The organism is Qipengyuania gelatinilytica, assembly GCF_019711315.1.
In the GTDB taxonomy this organism is placed as follows: domain Bacteria; phylum Pseudomonadota; class Alphaproteobacteria; order Sphingomonadales; family Sphingomonadaceae; genus Qipengyuania; species Qipengyuania gelatinilytica.
Window position 1 is genome coordinate 2,340,603 of sequence record NZ_CP081294.1, and the last position, 14,548, is coordinate 2,355,150.

The 14,548-nt window shown below is 62.4% G+C and carries 17 protein-coding genes and 1 other RNA gene; 8 read left to right on the forward strand and 10 right to left on the reverse strand.

Features of this window, described 5'->3' with window-relative positions; all coding sequences use genetic code 11:
• Positions 1 to 41: 41 nt before the first annotated feature.
• The 7 genes from K3136_RS11630 to K3136_RS11660 form a co-directional block, all read right to left on the reverse strand.
• Entirely contained in the window at positions 42 to 614 is a 573-nt protein-coding gene (locus K3136_RS11630) for a fasciclin domain-containing protein (protein WP_221430472.1), read from the reverse strand.
• An 82-nt stretch (positions 615 to 696) separates the two neighbouring features.
• Positions 697 to 1,422, reverse strand: coding sequence for an anti-sigma factor (locus K3136_RS11635; protein ID WP_221430473.1), 726 nt, complete (start codon positions 1,420 to 1,422; stop codon positions 697 to 699).
• Positions 1,419 to 1,988 (reverse strand): sigma-70 family RNA polymerase sigma factor, encoded by a 570-nt coding sequence (locus K3136_RS11640; protein WP_221430474.1) that lies wholly within the window; start codon positions 1,986 to 1,988, stop codon positions 1,419 to 1,421. The genes K3136_RS11635 and K3136_RS11640 overlap by 4 nt, the downstream gene beginning before the upstream one ends.
• A complete protein-coding gene (locus tag K3136_RS11645; protein ID WP_221430475.1) occupies positions 1,988 to 2,917 on the reverse strand; it encodes a cation diffusion facilitator family transporter in 930 nt (309 codons plus the stop codon). The genes K3136_RS11640 and K3136_RS11645 overlap by 1 nt, the downstream gene beginning before the upstream one ends.
• Before the next feature lie 182 nt (positions 2,918 to 3,099).
• On the reverse strand, positions 3,100 to 3,771 hold the full coding sequence (gene mtgA / locus K3136_RS11650) for a monofunctional biosynthetic peptidoglycan transglycosylase (protein ID WP_221430476.1): 672 nt from the start codon (positions 3,769 to 3,771) through the stop codon (positions 3,100 to 3,102).
• A 72-nt stretch (positions 3,772 to 3,843) separates the two neighbouring features.
• A complete protein-coding gene (gene rpoH, locus K3136_RS11655) occupies positions 3,844 to 4,749 on the reverse strand; it encodes an RNA polymerase sigma factor RpoH (protein WP_221430477.1) in 906 nt (301 codons plus the stop codon).
• Positions 4,750 to 4,871: 122 nt separating this feature from the next.
• Positions 4,872 to 5,816, reverse strand: coding sequence for an RluA family pseudouridine synthase (locus K3136_RS11660; RefSeq protein WP_221430478.1), 945 nt, complete (start codon positions 5,814 to 5,816; stop codon positions 4,872 to 4,874).
• A 16-nt stretch (positions 5,817 to 5,832) separates the two neighbouring features.
• Between K3136_RS11660 and K3136_RS11665 the strand changes: the two genes are divergently transcribed.
• The 6 genes from K3136_RS11665 to K3136_RS11690 all read left to right on the forward strand — a co-directional run bounded on the left by K3136_RS11665 (position 5,833) and on the right by K3136_RS11690 (position 9,599).
• Positions 5,833 to 6,228, forward strand: coding sequence for a M67 family metallopeptidase (locus K3136_RS11665; RefSeq protein WP_221430479.1), 396 nt, complete (start codon positions 5,833 to 5,835; stop codon positions 6,226 to 6,228).
• A gap of 35 nt (positions 6,229 to 6,263) precedes the next feature.
• Complete coding sequence (locus K3136_RS11670; RefSeq protein ID WP_221430480.1) at positions 6,264 to 6,923, forward strand: histidine phosphotransferase family protein; 660 nt, start codon at positions 6,264 to 6,266, stop codon at positions 6,921 to 6,923.
• Between the two features lie 68 nt (positions 6,924 to 6,991).
• Positions 6,992 to 7,630 (forward strand): N-acetylmuramoyl-L-alanine amidase, encoded by a 639-nt coding sequence (locus K3136_RS11675; protein ID WP_221432308.1) that lies wholly within the window; start codon positions 6,992 to 6,994, stop codon positions 7,628 to 7,630.
• A gap of 10 nt (positions 7,631 to 7,640) precedes the next feature.
• Positions 7,641 to 8,345, forward strand: a complete 705-nt coding sequence (locus K3136_RS11680; protein WP_221430481.1) for an energy transducer TonB — start codon at positions 7,641 to 7,643, stop codon at positions 8,343 to 8,345.
• Positions 8,346 to 8,388: 43 nt separating this feature from the next.
• Positions 8,389 to 8,775, forward strand: an RNA gene (rnpB, locus tag K3136_RS11685) — RNase P RNA component class A.
• 41 nt (positions 8,776 to 8,816) lie between these two features.
• A complete protein-coding gene (locus K3136_RS11690) occupies positions 8,817 to 9,599 on the forward strand; it encodes a hypothetical protein (protein ID WP_221430482.1) in 783 nt (260 codons plus the stop codon).
• Between the two features lie 12 nt (positions 9,600 to 9,611).
• On the opposite strand, the gene K3136_RS11695 is transcribed toward K3136_RS11690, so the two are convergent.
• On the reverse strand, positions 9,612 to 10,922 hold the full coding sequence (locus tag K3136_RS11695; protein WP_221430483.1) for a UDP-glucose dehydrogenase family protein: 1,311 nt from the start codon (positions 10,920 to 10,922) through the stop codon (positions 9,612 to 9,614).
• Entirely contained in the window at positions 10,923 to 11,726 is an 804-nt protein-coding gene (locus K3136_RS11700; protein ID WP_221430484.1) for a metallophosphoesterase family protein, read from the reverse strand. It abuts the gene before it with no gap.
• Between the two features lie 275 nt (positions 11,727 to 12,001).
• Here K3136_RS11700 and K3136_RS11705 point away from each other — a divergent pair, with 275 nt between their 5' ends.
• Together K3136_RS11705 and K3136_RS11710 are read left to right on the forward strand one after the other, a co-directional pair.
• Positions 12,002 to 12,769 (forward strand): TorF family putative porin, encoded by a 768-nt coding sequence (locus tag K3136_RS11705; protein ID WP_221430485.1) that lies wholly within the window; start codon positions 12,002 to 12,004, stop codon positions 12,767 to 12,769.
• Between the two features lie 79 nt (positions 12,770 to 12,848).
• Positions 12,849 to 13,286, forward strand: a complete 438-nt coding sequence (locus tag K3136_RS11710; protein WP_221432309.1) for a VOC family protein — start codon at positions 12,849 to 12,851, stop codon at positions 13,284 to 13,286.
• Positions 13,287 to 13,310: 24 nt separating this feature from the next.
• Here the strand turns inward: K3136_RS11710 and nhaA are convergent, their stop codons facing one another.
• Positions 13,311 to 14,531: a Na+/H+ antiporter NhaA gene (nhaA, locus tag K3136_RS11715; protein WP_221430486.1), complete on the reverse strand. Its 1,221-nt coding sequence runs from the start codon at positions 14,529 to 14,531 to the stop codon at positions 13,311 to 13,313.
• Positions 14,532 to 14,548: the final 17 nt, after the last annotated feature.

The following is a 14,548-nucleotide window of genomic DNA, read 5'->3' on the forward strand; positions in this document are numbered from 1 at the left end:
CGGATGTTGGTGACCGGAGCGACGGGGAGGGGAAGGAGACGTTATCCGGGAAGGAAGACGCCGTTCGTGACGTGGATCACACCGTTGGTGGTCTTCACGTCGGCCATGGTCACCGTGCTGGTGCGGTTCACACCGTCGGTGATCACGATGTTGTTGTCGCCCGAGAAGCTGGCGGTCAGTTCCTCGCCGGCGACGGTCTCAAAGGTGTAGCTGCCACCGTTCTGCTGGATCGCTGCGGACAGCTTGGCTGCAGGCACGCGGCCGGCAACGACGTGGTATTTCAGGATGTCCTGCAGGTCGTGCTTGTTTTCCGGCAGGAGCAGCGTGTCGACGGTGCCAGCGGGCAGCGCTGCGAATGCGTCGTCGGTCGGCGCGAAGACCGTGAACGGTCCGGGCGAGGACAGCGTGTCGACGAGATCGGCGGCCCGGACCGCTGCGACCAGCGTTTCGTGCACGCCGGTGCCGACTGCGGTCTCGACGATGTTCTTCTGCGCCTGCGCCGGCTTCGACTTGTGATGATCGGCAACAGCCGGGGTGGCGGTGGCCAGTGCGAAGCTGCCCATAGCGAGGACGGAAGCGACCGCGGCGGCCTTGAGCGGATTGGAAAACGACATTGTGTAACTCCTTGTGTTCACAAGTCCCGTCCAACTTGTGCAGGGAGTTACGCAGGCCATCGCAGGCCGGATGCAAAGATTTTCAGATTTTCTGCAGGCGCCCTTGTGCGACGACCGGTCCGGCGGCTGCTTCGGGCGGTTTTCCGCCCAACGGCTCACGCGTGAGAAGCAGTGGAGAGCCGTCGGCCATCTTGGCCGCGACTTCGGGCGAGAGGGCGACGCGGCGCTCTTCGCCCGGGGCGATCACGCCGAGCGACATAAGCGGGCTGTCGTCCTGCGGATCGAGCCACAATTCGTGATCGTGGACGCCATCGGCGGTCAGGCCGCTGGCCGAAACGAATAGCTCCTCGCGCTCGGGCAGGTAAGTGACCGCCAGGCGCAACGCGGTGTCGCCGATGGGGATCGAGGCGGCGAGCGGTGCGGCTTCGATAGTGTCCGGGCCGACAACCGGTGCGGGCGTTTGCGAAGGTGACAGGACCAGCAGCGATATGGCTGCGACGGCTGCTGCCGCGGCAAGTCCCGTCGCCATCTTCCAGCGCTTGATGCGCGCGTTGAGTGAAATAACCTCTGCACTGTCCGACGCGCCATCGAGTTCGGAAGCGATGCGCTGCCAGACTTCTTCACGCGGGGTCTGCGGGGCAATCTCGTCGAGCAAAGCGGCAAGGCGGTCCTGCCACAAGGCGACATCGGCTGCGAAGGTAGCGTCGGAGGCCTCGCGTGCGCGCGCAGCCAGCAGGTCTTCGCCTTCGAGCAGGCCGAGCACATATTCGGCCGCCATCACGGTGTCGGGATGCGGATCGTCTGTCATCGTCCGACCTCCAGACATGTCTTCAGTTTCATCAACCCGCGGCGCACCCAGCTCTTGATCGTGCCGAGCGGCGTACCGGTGTTCTCGGCGATCTCGGCATAGGTGGAACCGTCGAAAAACGCCGTGCGGATCGCGTCACGCGATTTGTCGTCGAGCTTCTCGAGGCAGGTGTGGACACGTTCGTCACGCTCTGCATCGATCAGCATGTCTTCTGCAAGCGGTGCAGGATCGCTGATGGGCGCGGCTTCTTCTTCGGGCACGCTGCCGCCACGCACCTTGCCGACGCGCAGGCGGTCTATCGCGCGGTTGCGCGCGAAGGTGGCCAGCCAGCTGATCGGGCTCGCCCGTTCGGGGTCGTAGCGATCGGCGCGGCGCCAGAGTGTGAGGTAGACGTCCTGCAAGGCGTCCTCTGCTTCCTTTCTATCCTTCAAGATACGGAGGCAGATTCCAAAAAGTTTCGTCGAGGTCGCGCGATAGATCTCTTCCAGCGCCGCACGGTCGCCACCTGCGAGCCGGGCCATGGCCGACTTCAGCCTTTCACGGGCTTCGCTGGTGGCGCGCTTCATCAGCAACCCGTGTCGCTATGCACGCGCGATTGTTCGATCTGGATGGTGGCGTGGTTGATCCGGTGATGATGCTTCAGCTCTGTCGAAATCTCGCGGAGGAAGCCGTCGCCCGGATGCGGGCCGGGCATCACCAGATGCGCGGTGAGCGCGGTTTCGGTCGTCGACATCGGCCAGATATGGAGGTCGTGGATTTCCTTCACCCCTTCCAGGCCTGCGAGATATCCGCGCACCGCGCTTTCCGAAATACCCTTGGGCACGCCGAGCAGGCTCATGGCTACGCTATCCTTGAGCAGGCCCCAGGTTCCCCAGGCGATCACCGCGACGATCAGGATGCTGACCAGCGGATCGATCCAGAGTGCGTCCGTCATCAGGATCGCGATGCCGGCAAGGACCACGCCCACGCTGACCAGCGCGTCGGCCGCCATGTGCAGGAATGCGCCGCGGATATTGATGTCGTGCTTGCGCCCGCGAAGGAAGAGCAGGGCGGTGCCGGTATTGATCAGAATACCGATGCCCGCGACGATGACCATGGTCATGCCTTCGACCGGCGCTGGGTCTGCCATGCGGTGGATGGTCTCGAATGCGATCGCGCCGATGGCGACCAGCAGCAGCCCTGCATTGGCGAGCGCGGCAAGGATGGTAGAGCTCTTGTAACCATAGGTAAAACGCTCGGTCGGCGGCTTCTTCGCCGCAATGCTGGCTCCCCATGCGAGCAGCAGGGCGAGGACATCGGAAAGATTGTGCCCCGCATCGGCGATCAGCGCCATCGAGCCCGAGATCCAGCCATAGGCCGCCTCGACGATGACGAAGCCGGTGTTGAGGATGATGCCGATCAGGAAGGCCTGGCCGAAGTCGGCCGGGGCATGGCTGTGCCCGGCATGGCCGTGGCCATGATCGTCAGCGTGGTCGTGGCTGTGACCCAGTCCCAATCTGGCTCTCCCCTCTTCCAAAGCCGCCAGAGCGATGTGCGCGTTGCGCTCCGTTCAATCAAGGAAAATCACGTAAAAACAATATGATACGGAATAACAAGCCTTTGATGTTATAGTATTACACGACGAGTGCAAGCATTAAGCCCGTGAAACTGCACAGCTTTTGGATTGGGGCTCTTCGCCTATTCGTAAACGCAGGTGTCGAGACCGTCGCGGGCGACAACGCCGATCCGCGCTTCGATCGTGCGTCCGTGACCGCGCAACCAGCCTTTTGGATTGGTCACCGAACGTTCCTTGGGCAGCGGGAGGGCGGCGGCCATCTTGGCAGCCTCCAGCCTCGTCAGCGAGTTGGCGCTCTTCTGGTAATAGCGCTGTGCGCCGGCTTCGGCGCCATAGGTCCCGATGCCGGTCTCCGCGACATTGAGATAGACTTCCATGATCCGCCGCTTGCCCCAGACATTCTCGATCAGGAAGGTGAACCAGGCCTCCAGGCCCTTGCGGAAATAGCCGCCGCCCTGCCACAGGAAGACATTCTTGGCGGTCTGCTGGCTGATCGTGGAACCGCCACGGATCCGGCCGCCCTTGGCATTGCTGGCCATGGCTTTCGCAATCGCTTCGGCATCGAACCCGTCATGGCTGCAGAATTTGCCGTCCTCCGCTGCGATCACCGCGCGCACGAGATTGCGGTCGATGTCCGACAGCGGCTCCCAGTCCTTGGTGATGCCATTGCCGTCCATCACCATGGTCGCAGTGACGGGAACGGGCACGAACTTGAATAGCGCCACCAACACGAAGCTGAGGGCGATGAACCCGATAGCGAACTTGAACAGGAAAAGTGTCACGCGGCGCAGCATCGAGTGGTCCTTACGCAAAAGCGGCGCGGAAGGTCCATCCTCCCGCGCCGCTTTATCTCTGGTTGTCGGCGTTTACGCGACGCCGGGCAGCAGCCTTTCGCCAGCAATTGCCTTCATCGCCTTCTGCAGCTTTTCAAAGGCCCGCACCTCGATCTGGCGGATGCGTTCGCGGCTGACGTTGTAGACCTGGCTCAATTCTTCGAGCGTCTGCGGGTTTTCCGTCAGGCGGCGTTCGGTGAGGATGTGCTGTTCACGCTCGTTCAAGGCGTCCATCGCCTCGAGCAGCATGTCGTGGCGCACTTCCTTTTCCTCGGCATCGGCGACGGTTTCGTCCTGCAGCGGACGATCGTCCGTCAGCCAGTCCATCCATTCGCCCGAACCTTCTTCGCCATTGCGCATCGGCACGTTGAGCGAACCGTCACCGCCCATCATCATCCGGCGGTTCATGTTGACCACTTCCTGCTCGGGCACGCCGAGGGTGGTTGCGATCTCGTTCACATCGTCCGGATGCAGATCGGTGTCTTCATAGGCATCGAGGTTCTTCTTCATGCGGCGCAGGTTGAAGAACAGCTTCTTCTGCGCGGCGGTCGTGCCCATCTTCACGAGGGACCACGAACGAAGGATATATTCCTGGATCGATGCCTTGATCCACCACATGGCATAGGTGGCGAGGCGGAAGCCGCGATCGGCTTCGAATTTCTTCACGCCCTGCATCAGGCCGACATTGCCTTCGGAAATGAGGTCCGAAACGGGCAGGCCGTAGCCGCGATAGCCCATGGCGATCTTCGCCACGAGACGCAGGTGCGAGGTAACGAGCTGCGCTGCAGCTTCGCTGTCTTCGTGCTCTTCGTAACGCTTGGCGAGCATGTATTCCTGCTCCTGCGTCAGCACGGGATATTTCTTGATTTCGGAGAGATAGCGATTGAGGCTCTGCTCACCGCCGAGCGCCGGTACGCTCAAACTTCTGGTACTGCTCACTTTAACCCTGACCTTTCTTGCGTCGACCTCTTTCGCCGGACCCCTGATGGGCATCCGTTCTTTCGGGCCACGCGGTTACATATAGCGCAAGCCGCCTTAACTTGCACTGACTTTCGTCGATATCAACGTGCGGTTTCGTCGATCAGTTCCCGCATGTCGGCGGGCAATTCGGCGCAGAAATCCAGGCTTTCGCCGCTGATAGGATGTATGAATCCGAGTCGTGCCGCGTGAAGCGCCTGACGCCTGAAATCCAGTGCCTCCAGGACCGGGCGAAGGGCCTTCGGAGTGCGACCGTAAACCGGATCTCCCAATAGCGCATGGCCGATGGATGCACAGTGAACGCGTACCTGGTGCGTGCGCCCGGTTTCGAGCCGGCATTCGATCAGCGATGCATGATCGAGGCGCTTCTCGGTCTCGTAATGCGTGACGGCGTGCTTTCCGCGCGTGCTCTCGTCGGGCAGCACGGCCAATTTCCTGCGGTCCTTGTCCGACCTTCCGATCCGGCCCGAAACCGTGCCCGACGGCGGATTGGGATGGCCTGCGCAAACGGCGAGATAGCGCCGCGTTATCGAATGGTCGGCGAACTGTTTCGCCAGTCCTTCATGTGCAGCATCGCTCTTGGCGACCACCAGCAGGCCCGACGTATCCTTGTCGATCCGGTGCACGATACCCGGCCGCGCAACACCGTTGATGCCCGAGAGCCTGCCCGCACAATGGTGCAGTAGCGCATTGACCAGCGTCCCGTCCGGATTACCGGCTGCGGGATGGACGACCATGCCCGCCGGCTTGTTGACCACCAGCAGGTGATCGTCCTCGAACACGATATCGAGCGGGATGTCCTGCGGTTCGGCCTCGAGCGGTTCGGGCGGGGGCAGCGCGATGCGGTAACTCTCGCCGCCCGAGAGCTTGGCGGAGCCGGATTTTGCCGGTTTCCCGCCGATTTCGACGGCCCCTTGCGCGATCAGCCCCTTGACCCGTTCGCGCGACAGCCCGCTTGCCTCCGCCAGCGCCTTGTCGAGGCGTCCGGCATTTTCGAGCGTTCCGGTGAGGACATCGGGCGTGGACATGCTAGGGCCATGCGCGATGGCGCTCCAAGTCTCAAGCGAAGTTGTCGACCGGCTGCTGGCAGAAGCGCGCAGTGCGCACCCGCGCGAATGCTGCGGTATCCTGCTGGGCGAGGGGGATCGCATTGCCGCGATAGCGGTCGCGGATAATGTGCATCGCGCGCCCGAAACGCACTTCGAAATCGACCCGCAGGCGCTCGTCGATGCGCATCGCGCGGCGCGTCAGGACGGGCCGCAGGTGATCGGCTATTACCACTCGCATCCGAACGGACGGGCACAGCCATCGGCCACCGATCTGGAGCTTGTCGCGGGCGACGAGGCAGTCTGGGCAATAATCGCGGCAGGTGAAGTGCGCTTTTTCCGCAGCGGGGCTGGCGGTTTTACTGCGCTTCCCTATGAAGTTCAGGACAGCTAGAAGGCTGCGCCTAAAGCGTATCTACGGGATTTTTAATGAAAGACAGTGAATCGATCGACCTCGCGGCAATGCTTTGCTCGCGCCTGTGCCATGACATGCTCAGCCCGGTCGGCGCGCTCAGCAACGGGCTCGAGTTGCTGGCGATGGAAACCGATCCCGAAATGCGCAAGAGCGTGATCGAGCTGCTCGAACAGAGCTCGAAGACCTCCACCAACAAGCTGAAGTTCTTCCGTCTCGCGTTCGGCGCTGCCGGTGGCTTCGGCGACCGCGTGGACGTGGAAGAGCCCAAGGCGCTGATCGATGCGCTGGTGGCGGACAAGGACAAGATCGAGGTAAATTGGGCGATCGAGACGGCCAATCTCGCCAAGCCCGCGGTCAAGGTCCTGCTCAACTTCGCGCAGATCGCGATCGACGCGCTGGTGCGCGGCGGTTCGCTCGACATCGGGGCCGAAGTAAGAGGCAAGAACTGCGAGATCGTGGTGCGCGCTACCGGCACGAAAATCGGCTTCGACGAGAGCATTGGCAAGGCGCTCGACGGCAGCTTGCCCAGCTCCGAACTCTCCAGCCGCACGGCGGCAGCGCATATGATCGCCTTGCTGGCCGAACAGGCCGGCGGCGGGCTGCAATATGCCAGGACCGACGAGACACTTGTGCTCGGCGCGGTCCTGCCCGAAGCAGAAGGCCTGATCGGGTGAGCGGCAGCGAGCTGGTTCACGCAGAACGGCTGTCGCCCAATTTCGACGACCGCAGCCTGCCGATCAGCATGGTCGTCATCCATTACACCGAGATGCTCGGCGCCGAAAAAGCGCTAAAGCGGATGTGCGATGGCGAGGCGAAGGTCAGTGCCCACTACTTGATCGCCGAAGATGGCACGGTCACGAGGCTGGTGCCTGAAGACAAGCGCGCCTGGCACGCGGGCGTCGCCTATTGGCGCGGCCATAAGGATGTGAACTCGGCCAGTATCGGGATCGAACTCGACCACCCGGGCCACCTCCACGGCTACCGCGACTTTTCGGAAGCCCAGTTCGAGGCGCTCGTCCCGCTGGTGGCGCGCATGGTCAAGCAATACGACATTCCGCGCGCCAATGTGGTCGGGCATTCCGACGTCGCGCCGCAGCGCAAGATCGATCCGGGCGAACTTTTCCCGTGGGATCGGTTGGCCGAATACGGCCTGTGCCTCCCGCGCCCGGAGAAGCTCGAGCGCGGCGACCCGTTCGACAATGATGCAAGCTTCTACCTCGCGCTCGAACGCTTCGGTTACGACATTTCAGACGGTCACAAGGCGGTGGAAGCCTTCCAGCGCCGCTGGCGTCCGGAAAAGATCGACGGCATGATCGACGGACAGGTGCGCGCGATCCTGTTCCAGCTGCTGCTGGACCGCGACCGGGGTAGAACACGCTAAGGAGAATTCAATGAGGGTCGCAGCCCTGATGCCAATTATCGTATCCTCACTGGTCGCCAGCGGTGCCACCGCGCAGGAAGAAGACCGGTCGCGCGCCGCGACACCTATTGCGGTCGCCGACTGGGGCCCCAAGGTTCAGCAAGACTATCCGAGCCTGGCGCTGAGGAACGGCGAACAAGGTACCGTTACCATGCGGATCACAATCGACGTTACGGGCAGGGTCAGCGCGTGTGAGGTGACGACGTCGAGCGGTTCGACGTCGCTTGACGCAGCCGGATGCCGCGCGATGATGATCCATGCCCGGTTCAATCCGGCGCTAGACAAGAACGGCAATCCGATCGCGTCGACTTCTACTCAGTCGATCCGCTACCTCCTTCCCGAGGGCGCCAAGCCGATGCATTTCGCGCCCCCCTCTCCGATCGATGAATCGGAGTGGCGCAATAAGGTGTTCGACGAGGCCTTTGTTACCGATATTGAAGCTACCGAGACCGGAAGCGCACTGTTTCTTTTGACGATCGACGAGCAAGGCGCCCCGGTTGGATGCGGCATGCTGTGGCCGAGCGGCGATGCAGATCTTGACCGCAGGACCTGCGGTCGTCTGCTCGCACAAGCCCGTTTCCTGCCCGCCCGATTGAAGGATGGCGACACGATTCCAGGTTCCTATTCGGTCGCCTATCCCTCTCTCGAAGCCGTGAAGGCAAGTTCGCAAAACTGATTGTCCTTGGCTTTGAGCCAGCCTGCAACTATTCGCATCGCTGCCAGGGGGCCGGGCAGCCGCGCTTATGCGAGGAAAGTCCGGGCTCCACGAAACAAGGGTGGCGGGTAACGCCCGCCGAGGGCAACCTCAGGGAAAGTGCCACAGAGAGCATACCGCCGATGGCCCGCAAGGGATCAGGCAAGGGTGAAAGGGTGCGGTAAGAGCGCACCGGGGCTTCGGTAACGCGGCCCGCATGGCAAACCCCACCCGGAGCAAGGCCAAATAGGGGCGGCGCGCCGAAAGGCAGATGCGTTTCGTATCGACCGCCCGGGTTGGCTGCTGGAGTCCTGGAGCAATCCAGGACCTAGACGAATGGCTGCCGCCGCACGGCTGATGTGCAAGCATATCGCGTGCGGGACAGAACCCGGCTTACAGGCCCCCTGGCATTATCATCCGGAACATGTGGCCTCTCTGTCGATTGGGCCGGTCATGAGCACTCTCACGCATCGCAGCGCCCTGCAGCGCATCGCCATCATCCTCGCCGTCGTCGTCCAGATCGGCGCCACCTTCCTGCCGCAGCTCGGCTTCGGCGAGCCGATCGGTGATCGTTCGGACAGCGTGCGCACGCTGATCACGCCTTCGGGATGGGCCTTTGCGATCTGGGGACCACTGTTCTTCGGTTCCGCGGTATATGCCATCTGGCAGGCCTTGCCGGGGCAGCGCGACAACGTCCTGCTCGACCAGATCGGCTGGCCGTCGGTGGTAGCGCTCTCGATGCAGGGTATCTGGGCAACCTATACGCAGTTCGAGAACCTCACAGTGATCTCGGCGATCATCATCCTTACCTCGCTGGTCGCACTGCTGGTGATCGTCCGCAGGATCGTGGCCTTCGAACGCCCCATGAGCCGTTCCGAGCGAATCATCGTGGCGGTCACTTTCAGCGCGCTTGCGGCGTGGCTGACGGCCGCCAGCATCGTGAATATTTCCGCGACGCTCGCCTATTACGGCATCGGCGGCGAGTTCCGGTATCCGATGATCACCTCGATCATCGTGGCGATCGGCGGTGTCATCGCGGCGATCGCCGTCGCGCGCAGCCGCGGCAACCCGTGGTACGCGCTCGTGTTCTGCTGGGCGCTACTGGCGATCTATTTCCGCGGCGGACAGGAAAGCGGCGCGATCGCGCTGGCCTGCCTCGTCTCGGGCGTGCTCGTGGTTGCAGCTGTCGTGCTCGGCCTGAAGCCGCGCGCCAACCGTTACCACTGGTTCGGCTGAGCGGGGCGGCGTTCAGCCGCGCCCGATGCTCGTATATTCGAAGCCGGCCGCGCGGACTTCGTCCGGACGATAGATATTGCGCAGGTCGACGAGGACGGGCGCCTTGGCGAGGTCCTTCACGCGGTCGAGGTCGAGCGCACGGAAAGCGTCCCACTCGGTCACGATGGCGATCACGTCGGCATCCTTGATCGCGGCATAGGGATCCTCGACCATGGTAACCTCAGGCATCAGCGGCCTGGCCAGTTCCATGCCTTCGGGGTCGTATGCTTCGACAGTCACGCCTGCATCGGTCAGCGTCTGCGCCACCGCGATAGCGGGGCTGTCACGCATGTCGTCCGTATTGGGCTTGAAGGTCAGGCCGAGCAGAGCGACTTTCTTGCCGCGCGCATTGTCTGCACCGCCCAGCGCATCGAGCACCTTGCGGCCCATGGCGCGCTTGCGCGTGTCGTTGACTTTGACCACCGCTTCCACGATGCGCGTCGGGCTGTCGTAATCCTCTGCCGTCTTGAGCAGCGCGAGCGTGTCCTTGGGGAAGCACGATCCGCCATAACCGGGCCCTGCATGGAGGAATTTCGAACCGATGCGGTTGTCCATGCCGATGCCGCGGCTGACGTCCTGCACGTCCGCGCCTACCTTTTCACACAGGTCCGCCATCTCGTTGATGAAGGTGATCTTGGTGGCGAGGAAAGCGTTGGCGGCGTATTTGATCAGCTCGCTGGTGCGGCGACCGGTGAACAGGATCGGAGATTCATTGAGGAACAGCGGGCGGTAGACAGCGCGCATGGTCTCGCGGCCGAAATCGTCCTCGGCACCGATCACGATGCGGTCGGGGCGCTTGAAGTCGCCGATGGCGGCGCCTTCGCGCAGGAATTCGGGGTTGGAGACAACCGAGAACTTGTGGCTCGTGCCGCTGTCCTTGAGGATGCGCTCGACCTCGTCGCCGGTGCCGACCGGTACGGTCGACTTGGTCACGACAACCGCGTCATTTGCGAGATGTTCGCCGATTTCCCTGGCCACGGCATAGACGAAGGAGAGGTCGGCATGGCCGTCGCCGCGGCGGCTGGGCGTGCCGACCGCGATGAAGATCGCGTCCGCGCTCTTGATCCCTTCGGCAAGGCTGGTGGTGAAGGTCAGGCGGCCGGCCTTGACGTTGCTGCCAACCAGCTCGGCAAGTCCCGGTTCGTAGATCGGCATGATCCCGTCATGCAGGCGATCGATCTTGGACTGGTCCTTGTCGATACATACGACGTCGTGACCGAAATCGGCGAAGCAAGCCCCCGAAACGAGGCCCACATAGCCCGAACCAACCATTGCGATCTTCATCTACGCATCCACCTTTTCGATAGAGATTTCGCCATCTTCGCTAGCGACGGCCTGAATGATGCGGCGCCTATCGCCTTCCAGCACCATTGCGGTCAAGCGCCCCGTTCGGAATGCCCCGGTGTCTATTCCGATACGATGTTCGCGGTCCTCGACATTCTCGAAGATCGTATGGCCGTGAATGATGACATGGGTGAGGGGTTCTTCGTGGCGCAGGAACCGCTCGCGGATCCACAGCATGTCCTTGCGTTGCTGCGCATCGACGGGGAACGCCGGATTTACCCCGGCATGGACGAGGGCATAGTCGCCGACGAGGATGATTTCCTCGAAGGAGGCCAGGAACTCGCGATCTTCCTGCGGGACGATCTTGCGCATCACCTTCTGGACTTCGGCGACCTTGAGCTTGTTGTATTCCTTGCGCTTCAGCCCGTAGCTGAGCACCGTCTCGCGTCCGCCATGCTTGAGGAAGTGGCGCAGGATCTCGTCGTTGTCGAAGCCCTGGAGGAACATCTCCTCGTGGTTTCCGGCAAGGTAGCGCACCTTGCGCTTCTTGCCCCACTTGCGGGCCAGTTTGATGACACCGGCGCTATCGGGGCCGCGATCGACGAGATCGCCGAGGAACACCACCGTCGTATCGGCAGCCGCTGCGGCGGCATCGTCCTGCTCGATCGCATCCTTGAGCTTCTCGAGCAGGTCGCGGCAGCCATGGATGTCGCCGATGACATACCAGCGTTCGCCATCGGGCACGCGCGCGATGCGTCGTGCGGGCGGCGCCTTGCCGAAGAGTTTGCGGATGGTTTCGAGCATGCTTGCTATGTGCGGGGTCACTTGGGGTGGAGACCACTTAGTGGTCCGGCTCGGAGCCTACAAGCTTTGCCGGACGGGCAGCAGTGTTTCGCAGTTGCACAATAGCCACGCTATATGTTGCAGTAGCGAAAAGTTTTACCGGACATCTTGCGCGACTCCCGACAGTGATGCACGATCATTTCGATTTCGCCTGAGGATCCTTTCCCAATAAATCCAAGGCCCGGCGAAAACGCAGGTGGGACGAAGCACCAAACCGAACCTTTAAGGAGTTCGAAATGCTCACGTCCTTTCGCGGCACTCTCGCCGCTTCGATTACCGCACTCTCCCTCGGCGTCGCTGCACCAGCGATGGCGCAATCCGCCGACGAGGCGGAGGAAACCACCGAAGACAGTGCCTATACCGTTTCCGCCAATGTCGCGCTGACGACCGATTACCGTTTCCGCGGCGTGTCGCTCTCGGGCGGCGATCCCGCAATCCAGGGCGGTCTCGACGTCGGCCATGAAAGTGGATTCTACGTCGGCGTCTGGGCCTCCTCGATCGAGGGTGGCGATGCCTATGGCGAGATGGAATTCGACATTTACGGCGGCTGGTCCGGCGATGTGGCCGAAGGCGTCACGGTCGATGTCGGCCTGCTCTACTACGCCTATCCGACCGAGGAGCTCGGCCTCGATACCGATTACTGGGAGCCCTATGCTTCGGTCGGTTTCAACCTCGGCCCGGCTGAAGCCACGGTCGGTGCGGCCTATGCCTTCGAGCAGGATTCGCTCGGCGGTGACGACAACCTCTACCTCTACACCGACGTGGGCTTCAGCCTGCCGAACACTCCGATCTCGCTGAGCGGCCACCTCGGTTACACCGACGGCGTTCTCGCTCCGCCGCTTCTGGCAGGTGACGCGGACGACAGCGGACTCGACTGGTCCATCGGCGCGAGCGTTTCGTCCGGTATTGTGGAAGTCGGGGTTGCCTATGTCGGCGTCGAAGGTCCTTCTATCGACGGTTTTACCGATGACGCGCTTGTCGGGACGATCACCGCCAGTTTCTGAGAATTCGCTGGCGATGGTTGGGGGCGCGCTTTCGGGCGTGCCCCTTTTCCTTTGCGTGGTGCGCGCCTAGATGGCCGGTATGGCCAAATATCTCCACAGCATGATCCGCGTTTCCGATCCGGAAGCCACCGTCGCCTTCTTCAAGCTGATCGGCGTCGAGGAAGTCCGCCGCTTCGACAACGAGAAGGGCCGCTTCACGCTGATCTTCCTTGCCGCACCGGGACAGGAAGGCGTGGCCGAGGTGGAACTGACCTACAACTGGCCCCCGGAAGACGGCAGCGCGCCGGAAGAATATTCGGGCGGCCGCAATTTCGGCCACCTCGCCTATCGGGTGGAGAATATCTACGACACCTGCCAGCGCCTGGTGGATGCGGGGCACACCATCAACCGCCCGCCGCGTGACGGCCACATGGCCTTCGTGCGCACGCCGGACGGCATCTCCATCGAATTGCTGCAGGACGGCTATCTCGACCCGGTGGAACCCTGGGCGAGCATGGAAAATACCGGCAGCTGGTAAGCCGCCGGTAATGCAGCCAGGAGCCTATTCCTCGACGTAGGGGTTCTTGGCATCGTCCGGATGATCTGTGGTCATCCGGAGGATGGTGAAGCCGACCACGGCCGAAATCAGCGAGCCCATGAGAATGCCGATCTTGGCTTCCTCGACCAGCAATGCGTTGCCGGCGAACGCCAGGCCGCTGATGAACAGCGACATGGTGAAGCCGATGCCGCACAGGATCGACACGCCCCAGATTTCGGGCCAGCTCGCCTGGTCGGGTCGCGGCGCGAAGCCCAAGCGGTCGGCCACCCAGATGGCCGAGAAGATACCCACCTGCTTGCCGAGGAAGAGGCCTGCTGCAATCGCCAGCGGAAGCGGCGCCAATATGCCTGCCACGCCCAGGTCGCCAAGATGCACACCAGCATTGGCGAAGCCGAAGACCGGCACGATCAGATAGGCGCTCCACGGAGCGAGATTGTGCTCCATGATCTCGACCATGGTCTCGTCGTCCTTGCCGATCATGGGAATGGTCAGCGCCGCGACAACGCCCGCGATGGTCGCGTGCACGCCCGAATTCAGCACCAGGAACCACAGCACGATCGCAGCGAGGATGAAGGGCCAGTAGGCCTTCACCTTCATCTTGTTCATCGCGAACATGGCCGCGGTGACGAGCGCGGCCCCGATCAGCCAGGTCATCTTGATCTTGGCGGTATAGAACAGCGCGATCACCATGACTGCACCGATATCGTCGACGATGGCGACGGTCAGCAGGAATAGGCGCAGCGACGCGGGTACGCGGCTGCCGAGCAGGCCGAGCACACCCATCGCAAAGGCAATGTCCGTCGCCGCCGGGATCGCCCAGCCGCGCGTCAGTTCGCCAGCGCCTTCGGCATTGACGAAGAAGAGATATACGAGCGCGGGGATTGCCATGCCCGCCGCTGCGGCCAGGACCGGCATGCGCCGCTGCTGCGCAGTCGAAAGCTGCCCCTCGATCCATTCGCGCTTCACTTCGAGCCCGACGACGAAGAAGAAGATCGCCATCAACCCGTCGTTGATCCACAAATGCATCGTGTTCAGCTTGAACACGGAAGCGTCGAACATCTCGCCGTGGAAGAGGTGATGATATTCGTCTGCAAACGGAGAGTTGGCTGCCAGCATCGCGGCAATCGCGACGAGGATGAGCAGGATGCCTGCCGAAGCGTCGCTGACGAACAGCGCGCGGACGGGGGCGAATACGATGCGGAATGCTGAAGGACGTTCACTCATGTCGAGAGGCTCTTTTT

Coding starts and splice junctions, on each gene's coding strand:
- K3136_RS11710 (WP_221432309.1), top strand. CDS start 12,849: ATGGCCAAATATCTCCACAGCATGATCCGCGTTTCCGATCCGGAAGCC.
- nhaA (WP_221430486.1), bottom strand. CDS start 14,531: ATGAGTGAACGTCCTTCAGCATTCCGCATCGTATTCGCCCCCGTCCGC.
- K3136_RS11635 (WP_221430473.1), bottom strand. CDS start 1,422: ATGACAGACGATCCGCATCCCGACACCGTGATGGCGGCCGAATATGTG.
- K3136_RS11660 (WP_221430478.1), bottom strand. CDS start 5,816: ATGTCCACGCCCGATGTCCTCACCGGAACGCTCGAAAATGCCGGACGC.
- K3136_RS11640 (WP_221430474.1), bottom strand. CDS start 1,988: ATGAAGCGCGCCACCAGCGAAGCCCGTGAAAGGCTGAAGTCGGCCATG.
- K3136_RS11680 (WP_221430481.1), top strand. CDS start 7,641: ATGAGGGTCGCAGCCCTGATGCCAATTATCGTATCCTCACTGGTCGCC.
- mtgA (WP_221430476.1), bottom strand. CDS start 3,771: ATGCTGCGCCGCGTGACACTTTTCCTGTTCAAGTTCGCTATCGGGTTC.
- K3136_RS11665 (WP_221430479.1), top strand. CDS start 5,833: ATGGCGCTCCAAGTCTCAAGCGAAGTTGTCGACCGGCTGCTGGCAGAA.
- K3136_RS11670 (WP_221430480.1), top strand. CDS start 6,264: ATGAAAGACAGTGAATCGATCGACCTCGCGGCAATGCTTTGCTCGCGC.
- K3136_RS11630 (WP_221430472.1), bottom strand. CDS start 614: ATGTCGTTTTCCAATCCGCTCAAGGCCGCCGCGGTCGCTTCCGTCCTC.
- K3136_RS11705 (WP_221430485.1), top strand. CDS start 12,002: ATGCTCACGTCCTTTCGCGGCACTCTCGCCGCTTCGATTACCGCACTC.
- K3136_RS11675 (WP_221432308.1), top strand. CDS start 6,992: ATGGTCGTCATCCATTACACCGAGATGCTCGGCGCCGAAAAAGCGCTA.
- K3136_RS11690 (WP_221430482.1), top strand. CDS start 8,817: ATGAGCACTCTCACGCATCGCAGCGCCCTGCAGCGCATCGCCATCATC.
- K3136_RS11695 (WP_221430483.1), bottom strand. CDS start 10,922: ATGAAGATCGCAATGGTTGGTTCGGGCTATGTGGGCCTCGTTTCGGGG.
- K3136_RS11700 (WP_221430484.1), bottom strand. CDS start 11,726: ATGCTCGAAACCATCCGCAAACTCTTCGGCAAGGCGCCGCCCGCACGA.